The sequence below is a fragment of the Pseudomonas sp. H3(2019) genome (assembly GCF_007713465.1).
In the GTDB taxonomy this organism is placed as follows: domain Bacteria; phylum Pseudomonadota; class Gammaproteobacteria; order Pseudomonadales; family Pseudomonadaceae; genus Aquipseudomonas.
In genome coordinates, this window is sequence record NZ_VMSG01000028.1 from 1 (window position 1) to 22,017 (window position 22,017).

Annotated in this window: 17 protein-coding genes and 1 pseudogene; 9 read left to right on the forward strand and 9 right to left on the reverse strand. The window is 59.2% G+C overall.

What is annotated here, in order from left to right; translation table 11 throughout:
- Positions 1-173 (forward strand): DUF6124 family protein (locus tag FPT12_RS28080; protein ID WP_256676845.1); only part of this gene is annotated, 173 nt, incomplete at its 5' end.
- Positions 174-228: 55 nt separating this feature from the next.
- Here the strand turns inward: FPT12_RS28080 and glsB are convergent.
- The gene (glsB, locus tag FPT12_RS23260) at positions 229-1,137 is read right to left on the reverse strand and encodes a glutaminase B (RefSeq protein ID WP_145020585.1); all 909 of its coding nucleotides are present in this window, start codon (positions 1,135-1,137) and stop codon (positions 229-231) included.
- A 169-nt stretch (positions 1,138-1,306) separates the two neighbouring features.
- Here glsB and FPT12_RS23265 point away from each other — a divergent pair, with 169 nt between their 5' ends.
- Positions 1,307-2,170, forward strand: a complete 864-nt coding sequence (locus tag FPT12_RS23265; protein WP_145020588.1) for an NAD-dependent protein deacetylase — start codon at positions 1,307-1,309, stop codon at positions 2,168-2,170.
- Here the strand turns inward: FPT12_RS23265 and hcnC are convergent.
- From hcnC to hcnA, 3 genes are read right to left on the reverse strand one after another with little or no spacing between them, the layout of a single operon-like run.
- Entirely contained in the window at positions 2,148-3,407 is a 1,260-nt protein-coding gene (gene hcnC / locus FPT12_RS23270) for a cyanide-forming glycine dehydrogenase subunit HcnC (RefSeq protein ID WP_145020590.1), read from the reverse strand. The two genes, FPT12_RS23265 and hcnC, sit on opposite strands and share 23 nt — an antisense overlap.
- Positions 3,400-4,809: a cyanide-forming glycine dehydrogenase subunit HcnB gene (gene hcnB, locus FPT12_RS23275; RefSeq protein WP_145020594.1), complete on the reverse strand. Its 1,410-nt coding sequence runs from the start codon at positions 4,807-4,809 to the stop codon at positions 3,400-3,402. Before hcnB ends, hcnC begins: the two co-directional genes overlap by 8 nt.
- Positions 4,806-5,120 carry a cyanide-forming glycine dehydrogenase subunit HcnA gene (hcnA, locus tag FPT12_RS23280; RefSeq protein WP_145020597.1) on the reverse strand — a complete coding sequence of 105 codons (315 nt, stop codon included), beginning with the start codon at positions 5,118-5,120 and terminating at the stop codon, positions 4,806-4,808. Before hcnA ends, hcnB begins: the two co-directional genes overlap by 4 nt.
- 320 nt (positions 5,121-5,440) lie before the next feature.
- Here hcnA and FPT12_RS23285 point away from each other — a divergent pair, with 320 nt between their 5' ends.
- Together FPT12_RS23285 and FPT12_RS23290 are read left to right on the forward strand one after the other, a co-directional pair.
- The gene (locus tag FPT12_RS23285) at positions 5,441-6,124 is read left to right on the forward strand and encodes a response regulator transcription factor (protein WP_145020600.1); all 684 of its coding nucleotides are present in this window, start codon (positions 5,441-5,443) and stop codon (positions 6,122-6,124) included.
- Positions 6,102-7,496 (forward strand): HAMP domain-containing sensor histidine kinase, encoded by a 1,395-nt coding sequence (locus FPT12_RS23290; RefSeq protein ID WP_145020604.1) that lies wholly within the window; start codon positions 6,102-6,104, stop codon positions 7,494-7,496. The genes FPT12_RS23285 and FPT12_RS23290 overlap by 23 nt, the downstream gene beginning before the upstream one ends.
- A gap of 69 nt (positions 7,497-7,565) precedes the next feature.
- Here the strand turns inward: FPT12_RS23290 and FPT12_RS23295 are convergent, their stop codons facing one another.
- Positions 7,566-8,867 (reverse strand): ATP-binding protein, encoded by a 1,302-nt coding sequence (locus FPT12_RS23295; protein ID WP_145020607.1) that lies wholly within the window; start codon positions 8,865-8,867, stop codon positions 7,566-7,568.
- A 2-nt stretch (positions 8,868-8,869) separates the two neighbouring features.
- Positions 8,870-9,571 carry a response regulator transcription factor gene (locus FPT12_RS23300; RefSeq protein ID WP_071550451.1) on the reverse strand — a complete coding sequence of 234 codons (702 nt, stop codon included), beginning with the start codon at positions 9,569-9,571 and terminating at the stop codon, positions 8,870-8,872.
- A 292-nt stretch (positions 9,572-9,863) separates the two neighbouring features.
- Between FPT12_RS23300 and FPT12_RS23305 the strand changes: the two genes are divergently transcribed.
- From FPT12_RS23305 to FPT12_RS23320, 4 genes are all read left to right on the forward strand, one after another.
- Positions 9,864-11,021: an efflux RND transporter periplasmic adaptor subunit gene (locus FPT12_RS23305; RefSeq protein WP_145020610.1), complete on the forward strand. Its 1,158-nt coding sequence runs from the start codon at positions 9,864-9,866 to the stop codon at positions 11,019-11,021.
- Positions 11,022-11,037: 16 nt separating this feature from the next.
- Positions 11,038-14,136 carry an efflux RND transporter permease subunit gene (locus FPT12_RS23310; RefSeq protein ID WP_145020612.1) on the forward strand — a complete coding sequence of 1,033 codons (3,099 nt, stop codon included), beginning with the start codon at positions 11,038-11,040 and terminating at the stop codon, positions 14,134-14,136.
- Between the two features lie 93 nt (positions 14,137-14,229).
- Positions 14,230-14,871, forward strand: coding sequence for a DUF1345 domain-containing protein (locus FPT12_RS23315; protein ID WP_145020615.1), 642 nt, complete (start codon positions 14,230-14,232; stop codon positions 14,869-14,871).
- 213 nt (positions 14,872-15,084) lie between these two features.
- Positions 15,085-15,537 (forward strand): hypothetical protein, encoded by a 453-nt coding sequence (locus FPT12_RS23320; RefSeq protein ID WP_145020618.1) that lies wholly within the window; start codon positions 15,085-15,087, stop codon positions 15,535-15,537.
- 70 nt (positions 15,538-15,607) lie between these two features.
- Here FPT12_RS23320 and FPT12_RS23325 read toward each other — a convergent pair whose 3' ends face one another.
- Together FPT12_RS23325 and FPT12_RS23330 are read right to left on the reverse strand one after the other, a co-directional pair.
- Positions 15,608-17,935, reverse strand: a complete 2,328-nt coding sequence (locus FPT12_RS23325; RefSeq protein WP_145020622.1) for an autotransporter outer membrane beta-barrel domain-containing protein — start codon at positions 17,933-17,935, stop codon at positions 15,608-15,610.
- Between the two features lie 212 nt (positions 17,936-18,147).
- Positions 18,148-20,184 carry a hypothetical protein gene (locus FPT12_RS23330; RefSeq protein ID WP_145020625.1) on the reverse strand — a complete coding sequence of 679 codons (2,037 nt, stop codon included), beginning with the start codon at positions 20,182-20,184 and terminating at the stop codon, positions 18,148-18,150.
- 293 nt (positions 20,185-20,477) lie between these two features.
- Between FPT12_RS23330 and FPT12_RS23335 the strand changes: the two are divergent.
- Positions 20,478-20,772 (forward strand): annotated as a pseudogene (locus FPT12_RS23335) (transcriptional regulator); the annotation flags it as partial.
- 27 nt (positions 20,773-20,799) lie between these two features.
- Here FPT12_RS23335 and FPT12_RS23340 read toward each other — a convergent pair.
- Positions 20,800-21,984: a pyridoxal phosphate-dependent aminotransferase gene (locus FPT12_RS23340; RefSeq protein WP_145020628.1), complete on the reverse strand. Its 1,185-nt coding sequence runs from the start codon at positions 21,982-21,984 to the stop codon at positions 20,800-20,802.
- Positions 21,985-22,017 lie beyond the last annotated feature (33 nt).

Genomic DNA, 22,017 nt, shown 5'->3' on the forward strand with positions numbered 1-22,017 from the left:
CCCACGCCTGCGAAACCCTCGCCTCGGCCAATGTCATGGCCAGCGACCTGGCGTTCGACCTCGACGGCCCCAAGCGCAATACCGCACTGGCGATTCAGCAGATGATTTCCCTGGCCGAGTTAGCGGTGAATCGCGCGCTGGACCACCTCGATCCACCTGATTCACCGCAGTAATACGTCAACACGCTGCTCGTTCCCACGCAGAGTGTGGGAACGAGCAACCCGAGCACTAGAACACCGACCAGCCAATGCGCTCACTCAGCAACTCCAGCGCCGCCATGCCGGCCAGCGAGTTACCTGCCGGGTTCAGTTCCGGTGACCAGACACACACGGTAAAGCGCCCCGGCACCACGGCCACGATGCCACCGCCCACGCCACTCTTGCCCGGTAGACCAACGCGATAGGCGAAATTGCCAGCCTCGTCATACAGACCGCTGGTGGCCATGATCGAGTTGACTTGTTTGGTCTGACGCGCCGTGAGGATCTGTGCGCCGCTGTGCTTGCAGAACCCGTCATTGGCCAGGAAACAGAAGGCACGAGCCAAATCGACACAGCTCATGCGAAGCGCACAATGGCTGAAATAGCTGCGCAGCACTGCTTCCACATCGTTATGAAAGTTGCCGAACGACTGCATCAGGTAGGCCATGGCCGCATTACGCGCACGATGCTGGTATTCCGACTCGGCGACTTTACCGTCGACCATCACTTGCGGATTGCCGGACAACCGACGCACAAAATCGCGCATCGACAGCGCTGGCGCGGCAAAGCGTGACTGGTTGATGTCACAGATCACCAGCGCCCCGGCATTGATGAACGGATTGCGCGGTCGACCGCGTTCGAACTCCAGCTGCACCAGCGAGTTGAACGGCTGACCGGAAGGCTCGTGACCGAGTCGCTCCCAGATCGCTTCACCGGAATGTTCAATGGCCTGCACCAGGCTGAACACTTTGGAAATGCTCTGCACTGAAAACGGTGTGTGGGCATCGCCAGCGCAATACAGCTCGCCGTCATTGCCATACACCGCAATGCCCAACTGATCGGCCGGCACACTGCCCAGCGCAGGAATGTAATTAGCCACCTTGCCCTGTCCGATCAGGGGGCGAACCGTGTCAAGAATCTCGTTCAACAACGCTTGCATGCCGGCTTCCGAATTCACGCCCCGTACCACCGCGGGGACACAGACGCTAGACGTCACAGACGCACGTCAGAGCACAGTTTTTCGCTCAACTGCCACCCCCCCCTCGCAGTAGACCGAATAACAACTATCCTGCATCGTGTTGTGAAACCCGGCAACCGGAGCGCTGACCATGTTCGACAGCCCCATCCGCAAACAGCTTGACCACCTTCAGAACCTGATGGTCGAGCAGCCATTGCTGGTGCTCACGGGCGCCGGTATCAGTACGGCGTCGGGCATTCCCGATTACCGCGATACCGATGGGGTGCGGCGCGGCCGGCAGCCGATGATGTATCAGGAGTTCCTCAAAGCGCCCGAGTCGCGCCAGCGTTACTGGGCACGGGCGATGCTCGGTTGGCCACGGGTTCGGCAAGCACGGCCGAATACCGCCCACGAAGCCTTGGCCACGTTGCAAGCGCAGCGGCAGATTGCCGGGCTGATCACCAAGAATGTCGACACCTTGCACGATCAGGCTGGCAGCCCGGACGTGATCGAATTACATGGCAGCTTGCACCGGGTGTTGTGCCTGGATTGCGGCCAACGCAGTGACCGGGACTCGATCCAGCGCCTCATGGAAGCACAGAACCCCTATCTGGCGGGTGTCGATGCAGTTCAGGCACCCGATGGTGACGCCCTGCTCGACCCGGCCTTCGAGTCGCACTTTCAAGTCCCCCGTTGCCCAAACTGCGAAGGTGAGCGAATGAAACCGGACGTGGTGTTTTTCGGTGAAAATGTCGCGCAGACCACCGCCGCCAAGGCCATGGCCGCTGCCGAACAGGCAGCGGGTATGCTGGTGGTGGGCTCGTCGTTGATGGCGTTTTCGGCGTTTCGCCTGTGTCGGGTGATCGCCGACCGCGGCAAACCGTTGATCGCCATCAATCTGGGCAAGACCCGCGCCGATGAGTTGCTGGACATGAAAATAGAAGCGTCCTGCGAACAGCTGTTGCCAGTGCTCGCAGAACGCCTGAGCCAATTCAGGCCATTTCTGCCTGTTTGACCACGGCCGGTTTCTGCACTTCAAACCGATCCGCCAGGAACGGTGTGATGTCCAGCGGCAACGCTTCGTTGTTCACCAGTTTGTCGAGCAACACACCGGTGATCGCCGAAGTCAGGATGCCGGTGCGGAAATGCCCGCAGGCATTGAGATAACCCTGCACCCCTTTCATCGGCCCGAGAATCGGCAGTTCATCCGGCGAGCCCGGCCGCAACCCCGCCCAGCAGCGCTTGAGATTGATGTGTTCAAGCTCTGGAATGCAGCGGATTGCACCTTGCACCAACCCATGGATTTCCGGGTAGGTGGTGGTCACGTCGAAGCCTTTGTCTTCGGTGGTGCTGCCGATCAGAATCTCGCCGCTGTCCTTCTGCGCCAGGTAGCAATCACTGGTGGTCAGGCAACCGCGCAAGATCTTCGGCATGCGCTCGGTCAGCAAAATCTGGCCCTTGACCGGATTCACCGGAATGCTGATGCCCGTGGCTTTCAGGCTGAGCTCTGCGGCCCAGGCACCGGCGGCGTTGATCAAGGTGTCGCAACGGAACTTGCCGGCCTCGGCAGTCTGCACCCCGACCACCCGCGACCCTTGGCGCAACACCTCTGTGACATTGGTGTTGAAGTACAGGTCGACACCATTCTGCCGGGCACCTTCGGTATAAGCGTCCGCCAGACGAAACGGGCTGACCTGATGGTCGCAGAGAAACTCCAGCGCCCCACGCGCCTCATGGCTGACGCTCGGCTCGGTCTCACGCAACGCGGCCTGGTCAAGCCAGCGTACCTGATCGGCGAGGTGTGGGATGCAGGCAACGATGTGCTCGGCGTACAAGCGGTCCTCATCGTCATAGATCACGAACTTCAGCCCGGTTTTTTCGAACTTGAAGTCCATACCGTGGTTCTCCTGCAATTCGCGGTGCAGGTCCGGGTACATCGCATTCGATTGCAGGGCAAAGTCAAAGAACGAGTCCGGCAGGATGTGCGGCGTACTGGAGTCGACCGCCACCGCCGTGCCCTGGGTTTCGCGCTTGCGGTTGGCCGACATCATGCGAAAGAAGATCACCCCGCAGCCCAGCCCCACCGACTCGCCAATCGCCCACAGGCCGCCGGCCGACGCGCGGGTCGCGTTGCCGGGGCGCTTGGCGTCGATCAGCGCGACTTTCAGATTTTTGCGTTTCGACAGTTGATAGGCACAAGAAGCCCCGATCACGCCGCCACCGGCAATCACCACATCGTAGAACTTAGTCATGATTCAACGCATCCGTGCCGAGGTTCTGGAAAGCCGAAAAAGGAATCGGCTCGATGGGGAAACGCGGCCGCAACCAACCTACATCCTGGTGCCCGGTGGCTTCCCGCAAGCGGTCGCTGCAATAACCGACACACATCCGCCCCTGACAATCGCCCATGCTCACCCGCGTGCGCATTTTCAGGCTGGCCATGTCTTGAACGCCTTGGGACAGCGCCCGATCGATGTCCGCCCGGGTGGCGTTTTCACAACGGCAGATCACCGTATCGGCAGCCGGCAACGCCGTCTGCCCGGCACCGCGCTCGGTATAGCGATCCACCGCCGCGCGAAAGCGCACGATGGACTTGAGTTTCGCCAGATAGCGCTCGCGCAAGTGCAGCGCCTTTTCGGTGCTCAGCACATCGCGCTGCACAAGGATCGACAGCGCAGCGATTCGACCGCTGAGCATCGCCGCCTCACCACCGCGAATCCCGCCCATGTCACCGGCCAGGTGAACGTGCGGTTCGCTGCTTTGCTGCCAGATATTGGCTGTGGCGCGCAGATAACCGTCATCGCTGAAACCATGTTCCAGGCCCATTTGCTGACTGAGCTGGGTACGCGGAATAAAGCCATAGCCCACCGCCAGGGTGAGCGCCGGCACCTGTTCGGCGCGACTCAGGTCTGGCTGCCAGTTGCTGGAATATGGTGCGACTGTCACGCTGCGTAACTCGCCCTCGCCTTGCGCCTCGACCACGCCCCAACCGTAACGCATCGGAATTCGGTGCAGTTTCAGATAGGCGAGCATGCTCAGCCCGTCGAGGAACAGCTGCGGTTTGTTCAGCAGTGCCAGGCTTTCCTTGGCAATCTTGCCGAACGCGCAGGCCTCGAACACACCGGCGACCTTCACCCCGCTGGCGTGTAATTGACAGGCAACCAGCGGCAACAACGGACCGGTGCCGGCGATCACCGCCGGGCTTTGCGGCTTGACCACGCCGCTCTTGATTTGCAGTTGCAGACCGCCCAGCAGTATCACCCCCGGCAACGTCCAGCCGGGGAACGGCACGCTGCGCTCATGGCATCCGGCGGCGAGCAACAATTGCGGGTAGGTGATTTCCTGCACGCGCTCATCAGCGTCCAGCATGACCAATGCCCGAGTACCTTGCGCACCGATGACCCGAGTGTTCAAACACACATCGATCAGCGCACAACGGTCCTGAAAGTCGCCATGCAACTTGGCCAGAGCCTCGGCGTAACGCGGCCCCAGATAATCCAGCTGTACGCCGTCGCGCAACGGCCCGCGATAAACGACGCCGCCCAATCGGGAAGCTTCTTCGAGCAAGGTGCAGTGCACGCCGTGTCTGGCCAGTTCAATGGCCGCCGACATACCCGCCGGGCCACCGCCGACGATGACTGGATGCAGGCTCATAATGCCTCCTGCTCGGCAATGCGGTTGACCGCCGTTTCGACCCGCATGCCCGGCTGCACCAGCGTCTGGCAGGCGCGGCGTTTGTGCCGACCGTTGATTTTCACCAGGCAGCATTGGCATACGCCCATGCCGCAATAGGCCCCGCCGATCTGATCGTGATCGTTACGTGCGACCTGACGCATGCCAAGGGCTTGAATGACCGTCAACACGGTTTCGCCGATCGCGGCGCTGACCGGCTGGCCATTGAGTTCGATGGTCATATCTGCCCGCACAAGCGGCTGGATATCAAAGGTACGGTCTAGGCGTTGCATGGCATGTTTCATCCGTGAAAAGTCATTGAAGGGTGTCAGTCAGCATCACGTTGCAGTCGTGCAATGACGCAACATCGCTGCGCCGAGGCAATGTAGCTGACGGCGCTACAAGGCCCTTGATCTTTTACGTTACGTGATATGCCAGAGCGGAATATTGATCCAGGCCAGTGAACCGTACCGCGCCTCCTTCTGTCACAGGCGATGAAAATTCGTGTCTGTCTGAAGTCGATCTACCCTGCATGAAAGTTTTTTTAGAACCTTCGCCGACATTTCTTGGCACACTGCCACTTGTGCATTTCACTTATTCTCAGGCAAGCCCCATGACCCGAATCCTGACCATTGAAGACGACGCCGTCACCGCACGGGAGATCGTTGCCGAGCTGAGCAGCCATGGCTTGCAGGTGGACTGGGTTGCCAATGGTCGAGAAGGCCTGGCGCGGGCGGTCAGCGGTGATTACGACCTGATCACCCTTGACCGCATGCTGCCGGAGCTCGATGGCCTGGCGATTGTCACTACCTTGCGAACCATGGGCGTGTCGACGCCGATTCTGATGATCAGCGCCCTGTCTGACGTCGATGAGCGTGTTCGCGGCTTGCGCGCCGGCGGCGACGATTACCTGACCAAACCCTTTGCCACCGATGAAATGGCCGCCCGCGTCGAAGTCCTGCTGCGACGCCAAAACACCGTCAAGGACCACACCACGACGCTGCGCGTGGCCGACCTCGAGCTCAACCTGATCAGCCGCGAAGCCAGTCGCGGCGGACAGTTGCTGAGCCTGCTGCCGACCGAATACAAATTGCTGGAGTTTCTGTTGCGCAATACCGGGCAGATCCTCTCGCGAATGATGATTTTCGAAGAGGTCTGGGGCTATCACTTCGACCCTGGCACCAACCTGATCGATGTGCACATCGGACGTCTGCGCAAAAAAATCGACCCACCGGGCCAACTGCCGCTGATACGGACTGTGCGAGGCTCGGGTTATGTCATTGCTGAACCCGTCTAAAGGCTGGCGCTCCTCCAGCAGCCGTTTGCTGGCGCTCTACAGTGCGCTGTTCGTGGTCTGGAGCTGTCTGCTCATGGGGGTGATGTATTACGAGGTTTCCAGCTATCTGGAGAACCTTGCCAAACATTCGCTGATGCAACGCCAGCACCTGTTTTCACGCTTCCACGGCGACCAGCTGGATGAGGCACTGATCGCCAGCATCACCTTCGACCAGCGCGGTATCGACGCCTACGGGCTGTTCGACGAACAGCATCGGCCTCTGCACGGGCTGATCCGCAAGATCCCCTCCGGCCTGCCGCTGGACGGCAAGATCCATTCACTGGGCGACTGCGCCGACCCGGATGACGCCAGCCTGCCGTCCGACAGTTGCGACGCGGTGGCGACCCACACGCAGGATGGCCGCTGGCTGGTCCTGGTGCGTGACAACGGTTCGTTGTTCGCGGTCACGCGGATCATCCTGCATGCCCTGTTCTGGGGAGTCTCGCTGACCATCATCCCCGGCATCGCCGGTTGGCACTTGTTGCGCCGTCGGCCGTTACAACGGATTCGCGCCTTGCAGGCGAGCGCCGAAGCCATCGTCGCCGGCAACCTGAACCACCGTTTGCCGCTGTCCAGCCGCCGCGATGAGCTGGACATGCTCGCGGCCATCGTCAACGCCATGCTCGAACGCATCGAGCGCCTGGTGAACGAGGTCAAGGGCGTTTGCGACAACATCGCCCACGACCTGCGCACCCCGCTCACCCGGCTGCGCGCGCAGCTTTACCGCATTCAACAGCAGGCCGTCGAAGGTTCTGCCGAGGCGTTGCAGCTGGATCAGGTGATCGCCGAGACCGACACCCTGATGGCGCGCTTTCGCGGGCTACTGCGGATTTCCGAGCTGGAGGATCAGCAACGGCGTTCGGGCTTTGTGCTGTTCGATCCGTTGCCGTTGCTGCAGGAGCTGCACGATTTTTACCTGCCGCTGGCCGAAGAAGGTCAACTGACCTTGAGCCTGCAAGCACCGCTAACCTTGCCAGCGCTGACCGGCGACCGGGCGTTGTTGTTTGAAGCCTTGTCGAACTTGCTGAGCAACTCGATCAAGTTCACCCCGGCGGGCGGTCAGGTCATTGTGCGAGCGGGCAACAACGCCGGCAGCACACGCATCGAGGTCCTCGACTCCGGGCCAGGCATCCCGGCGGACAAACGCACGGCGGTGTTTCAGCGTTTCTATCGCGTCGACGACAACGCCAAAAATGGGGGCTTCGGCCTCGGCTTATCGATTGTCGCGGCTATCGTGAACCTTCACGGATTCGCTATGGACGTCGGCAGCAGCGAACTCGGCGGCGCCCGCCTGACGCTCGATTGCCGCCAGCGTTTGTTGCCTGCGGATTAAGGCGACTACAGACATACGGTGAATTTATCGCTCCCATGCTCTGCGTGGGAACGATCAGTCTTCAGGCGCTCAAACCAGTGTCGGCAACCACAACCGGAACCTCGCCCCGCCTAGCGGCGAGGTTTCGGCTGTCAGCGTGCCGGCCTGGGCTTCCAGCGCCCGACGGCTGATTGCCAGCCCCAGGCCAAACCCGCCCGTGGCGCGGTCGCGGCTGCGGTCCAGGCGATAGAACGGTTCGAAGATACGCTCGCGTTCGTCTTCCGGAATGCCGATGCCATCATCGTCGACGCAGATTTCACAGCCTTTCGGGCAAACCTGCACGCCGATCTGAATGCGTTTTTCGCAGTAGCGCATGGCGTTGCGCAGCAGGTTCTGGATCGCTCGGGCGGTCAGGCGCGGGTCGAGGCTGAAGCGTTCGAGCTGGCCGTGCAGTAAGACGTCGATGACGATGTCCGGCGACTCCAGTTCTTCATCGACGCTGCCCAGAATGCTGTCGATAAACTCATCCAGCGACACATCCACCTGCTCCGGCACCCGTGCCGGATTCTGCAGACGGCTGTAGGAAAGCAACTCCAGCACCAGCTCATCCAGTTCACGAATGTGTGCAACCAACCCCTGCAAACGCTCGCGGCTGGCGGCCGGCAAGTCGTCGGACAATGCCAGTGCCAGGCCAAAGTCCAGTCGGGTCAACGGCGTGCGCAATTCGTGAGACACCGCATTGAGCAAATCACGTTGCTGGTTCAGGAGGTTTTCGATATCACCGGCCATGGTGTCGAAAACGTTGGCCAGGCTGCCAATGTTCGAACTCGGCGGGATCTGTGTGCGCTCGCTCAAGTGCCCCTTGCCAAAGCGCTCGGCGGTATTTTTCAGGCGTTCCAGATCGCGCCAGTGTGGCCGCAGCCAGATCAACAGACATGCCAGCAGCGCGCCGCCGATCAGTACGTTGATGCTCCAGTACAACAAATTGACGTCCAGTGGATCCGGCGGCACCACCAGTTTCACCGACAGTTGCTGATCCAGCGGTGACACCGCCAGCGTGCGCCAGCCCCAGTCGCCGATGCGGATGACGTTTTCACCGCGCTCCAGTCGCTCACGCTCGTAGGGCGTGAAATCCGCATCGTCATTGCGCACCAGTGCCACGTTCAGCGGGCTGAAGTCCTGGTCCAGCTGCGCCGCCAGATGGGTCCATTGCTCGGTCGGCACCCCGTGAAACTGTTGGGTGATCAGCTTCTGCAAGCCTCGCGACTGATCAAGGTTGTAGTTCACGAATCGCTCATGAAATGCCTTGATCACCAGATCCGGGATGAAATAGATCGCCGCGCTGAAGGTGACGATGGTGATCAGATAGAGGCGAATCAGAATGCGCAGCATGTTCAGCATTCCCACTCGGAGCGGCTGAACAGATAGCCCTTGCCCCACACGGTTTTAATCTTGCGCGCTTCGCCGGCATGGTCGTCGAATTTGCGCCGCAGCTTGGAAATCGCCACGTCCACCGAGCGGTCGGTGCCGTTGAATTCGATGCCGCGCAAGCGTTGCAGGATCTGGTCGCGGCTGAGCACTTCGCCGGCGTGGCGAGCCAGCACCACCAACAGGTTGTATTCGCCACTGGACAGTTCGACCAACTGCTCGCGCCAGGTCACGGTGCGCTCCGACAGATCGATGCAGAGGTTGCCCATGAGGATCCGGTCACTGGCGGTCTGCGGTTCGTTCAGGCTGCTGCGCCGCAGCAAGGTCCGCACCCGCGCCAGCAATACCCGTGGCTCGCACGGTTTGGTGACGTAATCGTCGGCCCCCATCTCCAGCCCCAGCACCTGGTCGTGACTGTCGTCGCGGGCCGTCAGCATCAGGATCGGCAGAGTCGCCGAATCGGCGCGCAGCAAGCGACAGACCTGCAGGCCATCGAGGCCCGGCAGCATCAGGTCGAGGATCACCAGATCCGGCGGATCGACCCGTGCCCGTTCGCGCACATGGTCGCCACGGCTGATCACGCTGACCTGATAGCCATTGCGTTCAAGGTAGCTGGCAATCAATTCAGAGAGTGCGGAGTCGTCTTCGACCAGGAGGATGTTGGGCATGGGTGTTTCCAGAAAGTGCAGTGGCGTTTGATACACCGCCATCGCGAGCAAGCTCGCTCCCACAGGGGTTTGATGTGATCACAGATTTTGTGGATACCCCGATCAACTGTGGGAGCGAGCTTGCTCGCGATGGCGGCCGGTCAGTCGCAAAAGGAATCAAGCGCCCAAGGATATACGCCCTCACGCACTCGCGAGTAAAACCCTTACACAATTTCACACAGCACCTACAAAGCTTCACCGCTACCCTCGTCCCCTCCCCGTAGCATGTCGGGGTCATTATTGAGGTATTCACATGTCAAAGAACCTGTTTGCGAAGCTCGGCCTGATTGCCTTGGCAATGACGCTGAGCGCGTGCGACAAGTCCTCCACTGCCGAAGAAACAGCGCCGCTGGCCACGGTGCGGATCGAAACCCTCTCAGCCCGTCCACTGTCGATCAGCAGCGAACTGAGTGGGCGGATCGCCGCGCCGCGGATCGCCGAAGTCCGCGCCCGGGTGGCCGGCGTGGTCCTGCAACGGACCTTCCGCGAAGGCAGCGACGTCAAACAGGGCGACGTGCTGTTTCGCATCGATCCGGCACCGTTCAAGGCTGATCTGGACAGCGCCCAGGCGGCGCTGCGCAAAGCCGAGGCCAACGCCTTTCAGGCGCGCTTGCAAGAGCAGCGTTACGCGCAGTTGATCGAAGGCAATGCCATCAGCGGCCAGGATTACGACAACGCCCGCGCCGCCGTCCGGCAGACCGCCGCCGATGTCGCGGCCAATCAGGCGGCTGTGCAACGGGCGAAACTGAACCTCGGTTACGCCACTGTCACCGCACCGATTTCCGGGCGGGTTGGCCGTGCCTTGGTCACCGAAGGCGCGCTGGTCGGGCAGAACGAAAGCACGCCATTAGCACTGATCCAGCAGCTGGACCCGATCCACGCCGACCTGACCCAGTCGACCCGCGAACTCAACGAGTTGCGCCGGGCGTTTCGTGCCGGGCAGATGCAGCAGGTCGGCCAGGATCAGGCCAAAGCCACGCTGATTCAGGACGACGGCAGTCTCTACCCATTGCCCGGCAAGCTGCTGTTCGCCGACATCAGTGTCGACCCGGGTACTGGCCAGATCATTCTGCGCAGCGAGTTCCCCAACCCGGACCTCGACTTGCTGCCGGGCAGCTTCATCCGGGTGCGCCTGGAGCAAGCGGTGAATCAGCACGGTATCAGCGTGCCGCAACGGGCGATCCTGCGTGACAGCGCCGGCATTGCTCAGGTGCTGTTGCTCGACGCCGACGCCCGTGTCAGCCAGCAACCGGTGCAGCTCGGCCAGGTGCAGAACGATCGCTGGATCGTCACCGGCGGCCTCAAGCCCGGCGACCGCATTGTCATCGAAGGCCTGCAGCACGCCCGTCCCGGCGAAAAAGTAGAAATCGACGACACCCCTCTTCCCCTTGCCCAGGTCACCGGGCAGTAGGCAGGACGCAGACTTTATGCCGCAATTCTTTATCGACCGCCCGGTGTTCGCCTGGGTGGTCGCACTGTTTATCTTGTTGGCCGGTGCGCTGGCTATCCCGCAGCTGCCCGTCGCGCAGTACCCCAACGTTGCACCGCCGAAGGTCGAGATCTATGCGGTGTACCCGGGCGCCTCGGCGCAAACCATCGACGAAAGCGTGGTCAGCCTGATCGAGGGCGAGCTCAACGGTGCCGATCACCTGCTGTATTTCGAATCCCAGAGCAGCCTTGGCACCGCGACCATCACCGCCACCTTCCAGCCCGGTACCGATCCGGAAATGGCTCAGGTCGATGTGCAAAACCGGCTCAAGGTGATCGAGTCGCGCCTGCCGCAAGCGGTGACCCAACAAGGTTTGCAGGTCGAGAAAGTCTCGGCCGGCTTCCTGCTGCTGATCACCCTGACCTCCAGCGACGGCAAGCTCAATGACGTGGCGCTCAGCGATTATCTGGCGCGCAACGTGATGAACGAAATCAAGCGTCTGGACGGCGTCGGCAAGGCTCAGCTGTATGGCGCCGAGCGGGCCATGCGGATCTGGATCGACCCGCAGAAACTGATTGGTTTCAACCTGACCCCGGCCGACGTCAACGCCGCGATTGTGGCGCAGAACGCCCAGGTCTCGGCCGGCAGCATCGGCGACTTGCCGGCTCGCACCACCCAGGAAATCACCGCGACGGTGCTGGTGAAAGGTCAACTGTCGACCCCCGAAGAGTTCGCCGACATTGTGCTGCGGGCCAACCCCGACGGCTCCACGGTGCGCGTGGGGGACGTGGCACGGGTCGAAATCGGCAGCCAGGAATACCAGTTCTCCACCCGCCTCAACGGCAAACCGTCGACAGCGGTCAGCGTGCAACTGTCGCCCGGCGCCAACGCCTTGAGCACCGCAACGCTGGTGCGCGAGAAGATGGACGAACTGGCGCGCTACTTCCCGGCCGGCGTCGAATACAAGATTCCGTACGACACCTCGCCGTTTGTCAAAGTCTCGATCACCAAAGTGGTTTACACCCTCGGCGAGGCGATGCTGCTGGTGTTCGCGGTGATGTTCCTGTTCCTGCAGAACATCCGCTACACGCTGATCCCGACGTTGGTGGTGCCCGTGGCGTTGATGGGCACCTTTGCGACCATGTTGGCGCTGGGTTTCTCGATCAACGTACTGACCATGTTCGGCATGGTCCTGGCGATCGGCATTCTGGTCGACGACGCTATCGTCGTGGTCGAGAACGTCGAGCGGATCATGGTCAACGAAGGCCTGTCGCCCAAAGAAGCAATGCGCAAAGCCATGAGCCAGATCACCGGGGCGATCATCGGTATTACGCTGGTGCTGGTGGCGGTGTTTATCCCGATGGCGTTCATGCCGGGCTCGGTCGGGGTGATCTACCAGCAGTTCTCGCTGTCGATGGCCACATCGATTCTGTTTTCGGCGTTCCTGGCCCTGACACTCACCCCGGCACTCTGCGCCACGCTGCTCAAACCGATTGCCAAAGGTGAACATCACGCCAAGGGCGGTTTCTTCGGCTGGTTCAATCAGCGCTTCGAGCAGATGACCGAGGGTTATCAGCGCTGGGTGGTCTACGCGCTGAAACGCAGTGGTCGTTATCTGCTGGTCTATGGCGTGCTGTTGATCGGCCTGGTGTTTTGTTTCAGTCGCCTACCCTCGTCCTTCCTGCCGGTCGAAGACCAGGGCTACACCATCACCGACATTCAACTGCCACCGGGAGCCAGCAAGAACCGTACGGTGCAGGTGGTCGAGCAGATCGAAGCGCACAACGCCACTGAACCGGGTGTCGGCGACAGCACGGTGATTCTCGGCTTCAGCTTCTCCGGTAGCGGCCAGAACGCTGCCCTGGCATTCACCACGCTCAAGGATTGGTCTGAGCGCGGCAGCGATGACTCGGCGGCCTCGATTGCCGACCGCGCCAACATTGCCCTGAGCCAGATCAAGGACGCCGTGGCCTTCTCGATACTGCCGCCTCCGGTTGACGGCCTCGGTACGTCGAGCGGTTTCGAGTTCCGCCTGCAAGACCGCGGTGGCCTGGGTCATGCCGCGTTGATGCAAGCGCGCAGTGCCTTGCTGGCGGCGGCTGAAAAAAGCCCGATCCTGATGAACGTGCGCGAAAGCGCCCTGGCTGAAGCCCCACAAGTGCAACTGATCGTGGACCGCAAACAGGCCAATGCCTTGGGCGTTTCCTTCGCCGATATCGGCAACGTGCTGTCCACCGCCGTGGGGTCGGCGTACATCAACGACTTCCCCAATCAGGGGCGGATGCAGCGGGTGGTGGTTCAGGCCGAGGGCGACCAACGCAGCCAGGTGGCCGATTTGCTGAAGATCCATGTGCGCAACAACGCCGGAAAAATGGTGCCGTTGTCAGCATTCGTCCAGGCCACATGGACCCAGGGCCCGGCGCAGCTCACGCGTTACAACGGTTACCCGGCCATCAGCATTTCCGGTGAGCCGGCGCCTGGTCGCAGCACCGGCGAAGCGATGGCGGAAATCGAGCGCCTGGTCGCGCAAGGCCCGGCTGGATTGGGCCAGGAATGGACCGGTTTGTCGTTGCAGGAGCGGCTGTCCGGCAGCCAGGCACCGATGCTGCTCGGCCTGTCATTGTTGATCGTGTTCCTGTGTCTGGCGGCGCTGTATGAGAGCTGGTCGATCCCGACTTCGGTGCTGCTGGTGGTGCCTCTGGGTGTGCTCGGCGCGGTGCTGGCCGTGACCTTGCGCGGGATGCCCAACGACGTGTTCTTCAAGGTCGGACTGATCACCATCATTGGTCTGTCGGCGAAAAACGCGATCCTGATCATCGAATTCGCCAAGAGCCTGTACGACGAAGGCCATGACCTGATCGACGCCACGGTGCAAGCCGCACGCTTGCGCCTGCGGCCGATCATCATGACCTCGCTGGCGTTCATCCTTGGCGTGGTGCCGCTGGCGATAGCCACCGGTGCCAGCTCGGCGAGTCAGCAAGCGATCGGCACCGGCGTGATCGGCGGGATGATCACCGCGACCCTGGCGGTGGTGTTTGTGCCGGTATTTTTTGTAGTGGTGATGAGGCTGGTCAGGAAACGCCAAGCTAAACCCTGAACCAGGCGCAACCTTGTGGCGAGGCAGCTTGCTCCCTCGCCACAATGGACCGCGTTGCGCTATGGTGGTTAAAACCTGTCCTGTCGAGTGACCATGCCACACCTCCTGCGCACCCACCCTCGCCTGACCGCCGCCGCCCTGCTGGGGGTAGCGGTCAGCCTTCTGGCTCCGGCCAGTTCGATCATCAGCAAAATCCTTATTGGCTGGAATGCCGGCGTCTGGACCTATCTGGTACTGATGCTCTGGCTCACCATCCGCTCACGGGCCGATGATGTAAAACGCATCGCCGAAGTCGAAGATGAAAACGCCGGCATGGTACTGCTCATCGTCTGTATCGCGGCGATTGCCAGCCTCGCCACCATCACCCTGGAACTGGCCGGCAGCAAGGACCTGGAGACCAGCCGACGGCTATTGCATTACGGCTTCACCGGGATGACGGTGATCGGTTCGTGGTTGTTGGTCGGGGTGATCTTCAGCGTGCATTACGCCCGGCTGTTCTACACCTGGGATGGCAAGGAGCCGGCGCTGCGTTTTGCCGAAGGCCTGCTGACCCCCAACTATTGGGACTTCCTGTACTTTTCCTTCACCATCGGCGTGGCGGTGCAGACTTCCGATGTCGGGGTCGCCACCCGTGGCTTGCGCAAGATCGTGCTTGCCCAGTCGCTGATCGGTTTTTTGTTCAACACCGCTATCCTTGGCTTTTCGATCAATATCGCCGCCGGGTTGTTCAGTTGATGTAATGCCTTTCAACTAGCAGTTATATGTTTTTGAAATAACACTCCACACCTATAAAACCTCCCACTAACCAACCCTATAAAACGCCAATTGTAAACTGGTACATCTGACAGTTTACAGAATGACTCTACTGAGCTCTGATGCGTTAATCCATAAGTTAGCGATGGTTACCTATTTGTGGATTCTTTGTTAATTGCCAGGGAGAAAGCAACCATGAACGTAGCCGCAAAAAAAACCAGCACACAAGACTACTTCGACGTCACGTTGGAGGATGCCAAGCCATTCAAGGCCAGCGTGACAGGTCTGCGCAGCAGCATAAGCCCGAATCGGGGTAGAACCTGGGTAGTAGAAGCCACTGAAAAGGATAGCGATGAAAAACGCCTGCGGGTGTTTTTGATCGTGTTTTCCCAGACACTCTCTAACGGGAGTCATCCGGTTGGCGAGGACAAACAAGGTTTCGTCACCATTGAGCTCGTTGATTACACAGATCCACAAGATCTGACCAGTCAGCTGGCAGAATCAGGCAATATAGATTTTCAACTCGATGTTGCAGGCAGCCACTTCTCAGGCGACTTTAACGCGAAGATCGAAAAGAAAGAGGTCAAGACTGTCTCCACTGTGGCGGATGGTAAATTCGATACCCTGTTAACCAGCACAAACCGATAAACAAAAAAGCCCTGCTTCATATAGAAACAGGGCTTTTACGATGGGGCAGCGATAAAAAATTATTCACCCATTACCACTTGAATTGAACACCTACCGTCCCGCCAATCGGCATTTCGATGTTACTGCCATTCATATACTCGACCTCGGCGTGGGCACTCCAGCGGTCCGTCAGCTTCATCGCAACCCCCGTTGCCACTTCAAAGCGCGACCCGGAGAGGTCATGGCTGAACGCATTGTCGTTGACCTTGAACTCATCGCCTTTGGAAAACTCGTGGGCCAGCGCCGCGCGGACATAAGGTTGCAGCGTGCCACCGTTGTCCAACTGCAAATTACGACCTGCGGTCACCCCGGCCTTGCCCACGAATGACCAGGTCCGGTCGCCCTTGGCTTGCATACCGTTGTCCAGCTCATAATCCTGGCCCTGAATGAAGCCGGTCGACCAGCGAGTGAAGGGCTCGACGAAATAGCCGTCGTTGAGTTTGATGTTGCGGCCGAACTCTACGGAGCCGCTCACCCCGGTATTACCGTAATCGCCCTTGGACTTCGTACCATCACTCATCGCAACATCCGCCTTGTTCTCGAAGCGGTTGAGCTTGACGGTGCCATCGACGTAGTAACCGCTCGCATCATCCATCCAGGTCAGGTAGCTGCCCAGGTAGTAGCTGTCGACGGTCCCGGAAGAACCGTGGCTCAGACTGAGGTCCGACTGGCTGTAGCCGGCCATTACCCCCAGCAACCATTGACCGTCGCCCAAAGGTGCATCGACACCCAGCGCAAAGCCCTGCTGGGTTTGCCGATAGCCATCGCCGAACGCCCCGCCGACGTTGTACTTGTTGCCGTACACGCGGCTCCAGGGGCCCGACTTCCGGGTATTGAAACGCACTTCCCCAATGCGCGTACGCAACGAAGCGTCTTCGCCGTACAACACGGTGAGCGGCGCGCCAAACAAGGCGCTGACGACCTGAGTGGAAGGGCTGACCGTACGCTTGGTCGGATCGAGGAACCAGTCTTTGCCGGCCGCATCCTGACTCAACCCGTAGGAATACGTACCCAGATCGACCGCGCCATCGGCATTGGCCAGCGAAAACCGGGCATCGCCACCTTGCGTGTGCACCACGGTGATCGGCTGGCCACTGGCCGGATCGACACCGCTGCTGGTGACCAGCAGTTGATGGTTACCGCTGGCGATGCCGGTGACGTTCAACACATCGCTCTGGTGCGTGTTGAAGTTGACGCCCATGACAAACAGGCCCGTGCCCGACAAGTCCTTCACATCCAGTTGATAGTAGGCATCCTCGGCACCGAACCGGACGGTGCCACCGTCCAGCATGTCCAGGTGACCGACCTGGCTGTTGCCGGTGAGGTTCCATTCGGATTGATGATCGATGCCAACGGCGGCGACGTTCTCCATGCGCCCGGTCAACAGAGAACCTTGTTGTAACCGAACATTCGCCGTGCTGCCTGACTCGGCGATCACGTCACCGGTGAGCGAGGCGTGGTTGAAGTTCAGGTTGGCGGTGCTGTTGCCGGCCACCTGAACATTACCGTTCAGTGCGCTATGACCAACGCTCATGTTGACCGACGCCGCCCCGAGCACGTCCAGAATCGTGCCATTGCCACCCGTGAGGGTCGAGCCGTTGAGGACATGAATATCAGTGGTGGTGTCGCCCGTTCCGGCATTGTCTACAACGATTGCTGCGCCGGTCTTGCCTTCCACACTCGAGTTGTCCAGCACCAGTTGGCTGCCTGTGCCAGGCACTTCAACCTTGACCATTACACCGTTCTGGCCACCGATGATGTGAGAACCGTTGCTGGCTGAAGCGGTGCCGCTAAAGAGAGTCAGTCCAGTGCTCGTAGCGCCGGTCCCTTCAACCGTTGAGTTCGAAAGCGTGAGCGTACTGAAGGCGGTGACCCGCGCGCCGAGCGTCTGCCCGGTAACGCGGCTCCCTGTGACGGTGGCAGTAGAGCCTGTAGAGGTGCCCTGATCGTGGGCAACTTGCAAGCCCGTATTAATGCTGGAGATCGTGCTATCGGTAATGGTCGCGGTGCTGTTGACCAGTTCCACTGCGCCCCGACCACCATTGCCGTTTACTGTGGCGTTGTCGAGATTTACGTGGGAGCCGTTCTCAGCGGAAATTTGCCGAGTAGTCCCCCCGTTGACATTGACCGTCGATTGCAAGGCGTTAATGTCAAGCGCCTCGGAGCCATTGACGTTCAGTACCGAGTTACGTGACAGGGACCACGCTTGCGCACCCTCTGACGGAATAACAGTCCAGTTCTCCTCCACCAGATCCCGTGCGTCGGCATCGACGGCCACGAGTGAAATCATGGCCAATGAAGGCGCGCCCAATGCAATGACAATGGGTTTCAAATGGAACCGATACTTCTGCAATATCATGAGATATCTACCTAGTGTATTTTTCAAACCTTACGATTGAATGATTCGGTGGAAGAGCCCACCCAAGAAGAGCCGGCAGACTACGGATACAATCGCCAATCGTATGTAGGAATATTCTTCTTCCTCTATGGAATTCGTCTTTTCACTCTTGAAAAAAAGGGCGGCTTTATCCGCCCTCAGAAGCATTGAATCAATCAACTGCGACGGTCGCGCTACCCTTCACAGTATTTATCGTCAGAGAGCAGCGTTACTTTCTTCCGGTTCACAGTAGAATCTATCACCTCGCCCGCCACGGGCACTTCGTACCACACGTTAATACTTCCTGGCTCCTGCCCGGAGTCTTGCGTCGGTTGAGCAGGTTTGATTTTGGTCAAATACGGCTTGACATTGATCACAAACTTGTCGTCCGGTTCGGCCCCCTGAATCTCATACGGTTCCGAAAACTCAGTGCCTGCTATAGGTTCTAGCCCAAGCAGATCTTTCGCACAGTAGGAGTGCACAGTGATTATCGTAGTTGGCGGCATATAAGCCTTAATAATATCAACCGTCACAGGTAGCCAAAGATTGGTCGTTCCTTCATCACCCTCCAGGCTCAGGCAATTGACATCACCTTTGGAATTGAGAGGGAATGTGGGTTCCTCGAACGTGATACGTGTTTTTTCAACTTCAACCGTCTGCAATTGCGACGACATGGTGTTCCGGCCGTCGACATACTGAATTTCCCAGTAGTTGTTGTTGTGAAACCCAGGGCCGACTTTTTCCATAATGTTAGCGGGAATCTGCCGCTTGATTTCAGTTTCGCCCCCCAGCAAAGCGATAGGTCCGAATCTGTTCCCTTCGTAAACCAGAAAGCACTCTTCATTCCCTTCTGGTGTCCAGGTGTCAGCTGCTTCCTTCATCGGGGTGCTGATCCAGATCGGCCCTTTGAGATCTTCTGCTGAAATTACGTTGGCTACTCCGGAGTTACCGATAACCGTCACCTTGACCATGTTTTTGTTAGTCAAATCCGGAAGGTCACCCGTATCCGGCCCTGCATAGCTGAAATCAATCAAAAAATCTTGCTCAGGGGATTTACGTGGCGGAGCGATACCGCGCACGAACTCGTAGTACACCTTCGCATCCACGTCGATATCAGAAGCACCAAACAAGGTTTTGAGGTGTTGATCGTAAAACAGTTCGAACTGTATTACTCGCAGGTTGGACAGAAACTTCTCACCCACCAGGATGGGTGTAGCCGTGGGGGTGTTAAGGGCGACATAAAGCCTGACTTTATCGTTACCCAAGCCATTGACCGGGCGATCAACCTCGGCATAAACGTGTGATTGAAGGTCTTTCAGGTCAAGGGCATCCGGCTTGATTGCGCTTGGGATCCTGGGGGGCCTCAGCACGGCATCGGGCTGGATTCTCACGGTAATCGAACGTTCTAGAGAGACCAGACTGATATTCCCCGAGTAGTCTTCTATAGCGCAGTAGGCATACCACGTGCCATTAGTCAATGCCTCTGGAATGTCCTTTACCGGAATTCGCACCCGACCGTGCGACAGCAACGGCACTTTAATCGCTGCTGTCGGAGGCGCTGTTTGTGAATAGGTATCGGCGAAATAAATTATTACTTGGTCAGTGAGGTTATAGAACCCATAAGTTGTCGGAACATCTATCTCGATGTGATCATTTCCAAGCAACCATTCGCTGTCCAGATCACTACCGGGCGCCGGGTTTACAAAAGAAACCCTTGCAGGATTACTCTTATCACCCGTTTGCTTGTTTTGGTAGGGTGCAAATCTGTCGACTCGAATCGTCAAATACTGTGGAACGGTTGGATTTTCGGTATCACCATTTATAACCCTTACACCCACGTCCCACGCAGTTGATGGTTCAGCGATTTTATTGTCCAATAACTCACTGGAAGGAAATGTAAGCACTAATGGCCACTTACGATCAGCAATTGGCCCGAGATCGCCACTGCCGACAGTCGTCGCGATACCCGTATCCGGATTACGCAAGCGAATTTGATACGAGTCATCATCATGGGGGTTAGCAGAGTCATATGACTCCAACTTTATGGTGATATCCGTTAGATCGAGCAATGCTTTCGGCACATGGTTTCCGTTAAGCAGACCGTCCATAGTCGTCTTACCTGCAAAAACACCGGGATCATCCAATCTTAAAAAACGAAGTTCGTCTCGGGATTTTTCCGCCAGTTCCCGTTTACCAGGGCGCAGCAGGCCCAGATCTTGTTTAGCCGTCATTTCGTGTACTCCATCACTGATTAGACTGATTAGCCATTTTTGTGCTCAAGCCGATTCATGCCCAAGAACACGTTACTCTTCCCCCCCGCTATTTCATTGCCCGCGCAATACCGAAGCGGATGACTACGTTCGCAAGACTTCTGGAGTCGTCACTCACCAAGCGTTGTTCAAAATTAAACGCCCTATCCCCGACACCGGCTACTGTCAGATCTGACAGGTCTTACGACCGTCTGTCGGTTTAATGCGACTTTTCCCACAATTTCCTTCTCCGATGAGCTTGACGTTCACTTACGCCTGGCGCGGTCGCGCTGTTTTGCGCCAACGGTATTGCCGTACTGGCGAGCACCCACGCTTGGCGCAAGCAGGGCTGCAGTTTGTTTGAAGACACCGGTTTGATTGCCCTGGACAACCTGGGCTGGTACCCGCTGGTGGGCAGCGGTATTACCGCTCTCGCCCAGCCAACGGCGGACATTGGCGTGAGCCGAGTGTTTGCTCAAGCACTTGCGTGGCGATGACGGGCCGGCGCGAACCGTGGATTTTGCGGCGCGCTTGGTGGTTCGCGGGTCAACGCAGGCCATCAGGCGCTGACAGCACTGCGATCTTTTGATTTATTTGTTAACGGTGGGCCTTCAGCAGCTCTGCTGCACAGCGCACGATTCGGCGGCAGGCTTCGGCCAGCCGCTGTTGGTCCAGTACCAGACCCATACGGATATGCCCCGCCGCGCTGGGCCCGAACGCTTCGCCGGCCAGCACCGACACGGCGTAACCTTCCAGCAATTTTTCCGCGAACGCCTGCGCACCGACTCCCGTCTGGCGCACATCGACCATCACGAACATGCCGCCATCGGGGATCACCGGGTTGATGCCCGGGCAATCGCCCAAGTGCGCACACACCAGATCGCGCCGCGCACGGTACTCGTTGCGCATCAGTACAAGCTCCGGCAAATCAGCCTCCAGTGCCACACGCGCTGCGTTCTGCACGAAGTCGGGAATGCCAAAGAGCATGCACAGCGAAAGGTTTTCCAGGTGTTCAGTCAAGGGTTTCGGGCCGATCACCCAACCGACTCGCCAGCCACTCATGGCGTGGGATTTCGACAGGCTGTTCACGGTCGCCGTGCGTTCGGCCATCCCCGGCAGGCTGGCCGGACTGATGTGCAGGCCTTCATACAGCAGTTCGCTGTAGACCTCATCGCTGATCAGCCACAGGTCATGCTGGATGCACAAACGCGCCAGGGCCTGCCAGATCGATAGCGACAGGCTGGCCCCGGAAGGATTGTTCGGACTGTTGAGCAAAATTGCCCGGGTCTTGGGGGTGATCCGTGCAACGACGTCCGCCGGGTCAACACGAAAACCGTTCTCCGGCCGTACCGGTATCGGCACTACCTTCGCCCCACAGGCGCCGAACACACCTTCGTAAGTCACGTACATGGGTTCGGCGACCAGCACTTCGTCACCCGGGTCGAGCAGGCATTGCACCACCGAGTACACCGCACACTGCGCGCCCGGCAGCACCAGCACATGATCGGCATCCACCACCTGACCGCTGCGCCGGGTGTGACGACGGGCGATACTGGTGCGCAGCGAGCGGGTGCCGCGCACCTCCGAATAGTGCGTATCACCAGCCAGCAAGCTGTCGATGGCTGCCTGGACGATCGGCTTCGGCGTATCGAAATCCGGGTCGCCGACCGACAGCAGCAGCACATCGACGCCCTGCTCGCGCAACTCCAGCGCTCGGTAGTGAATCTGCCAGGCATCGGCTCCGTCACCAGCGATTCGTTGGGTCAAGGCTGAATAGCGCATGTACTTCTCCTGTCGCGCGAACTCCACATTCAA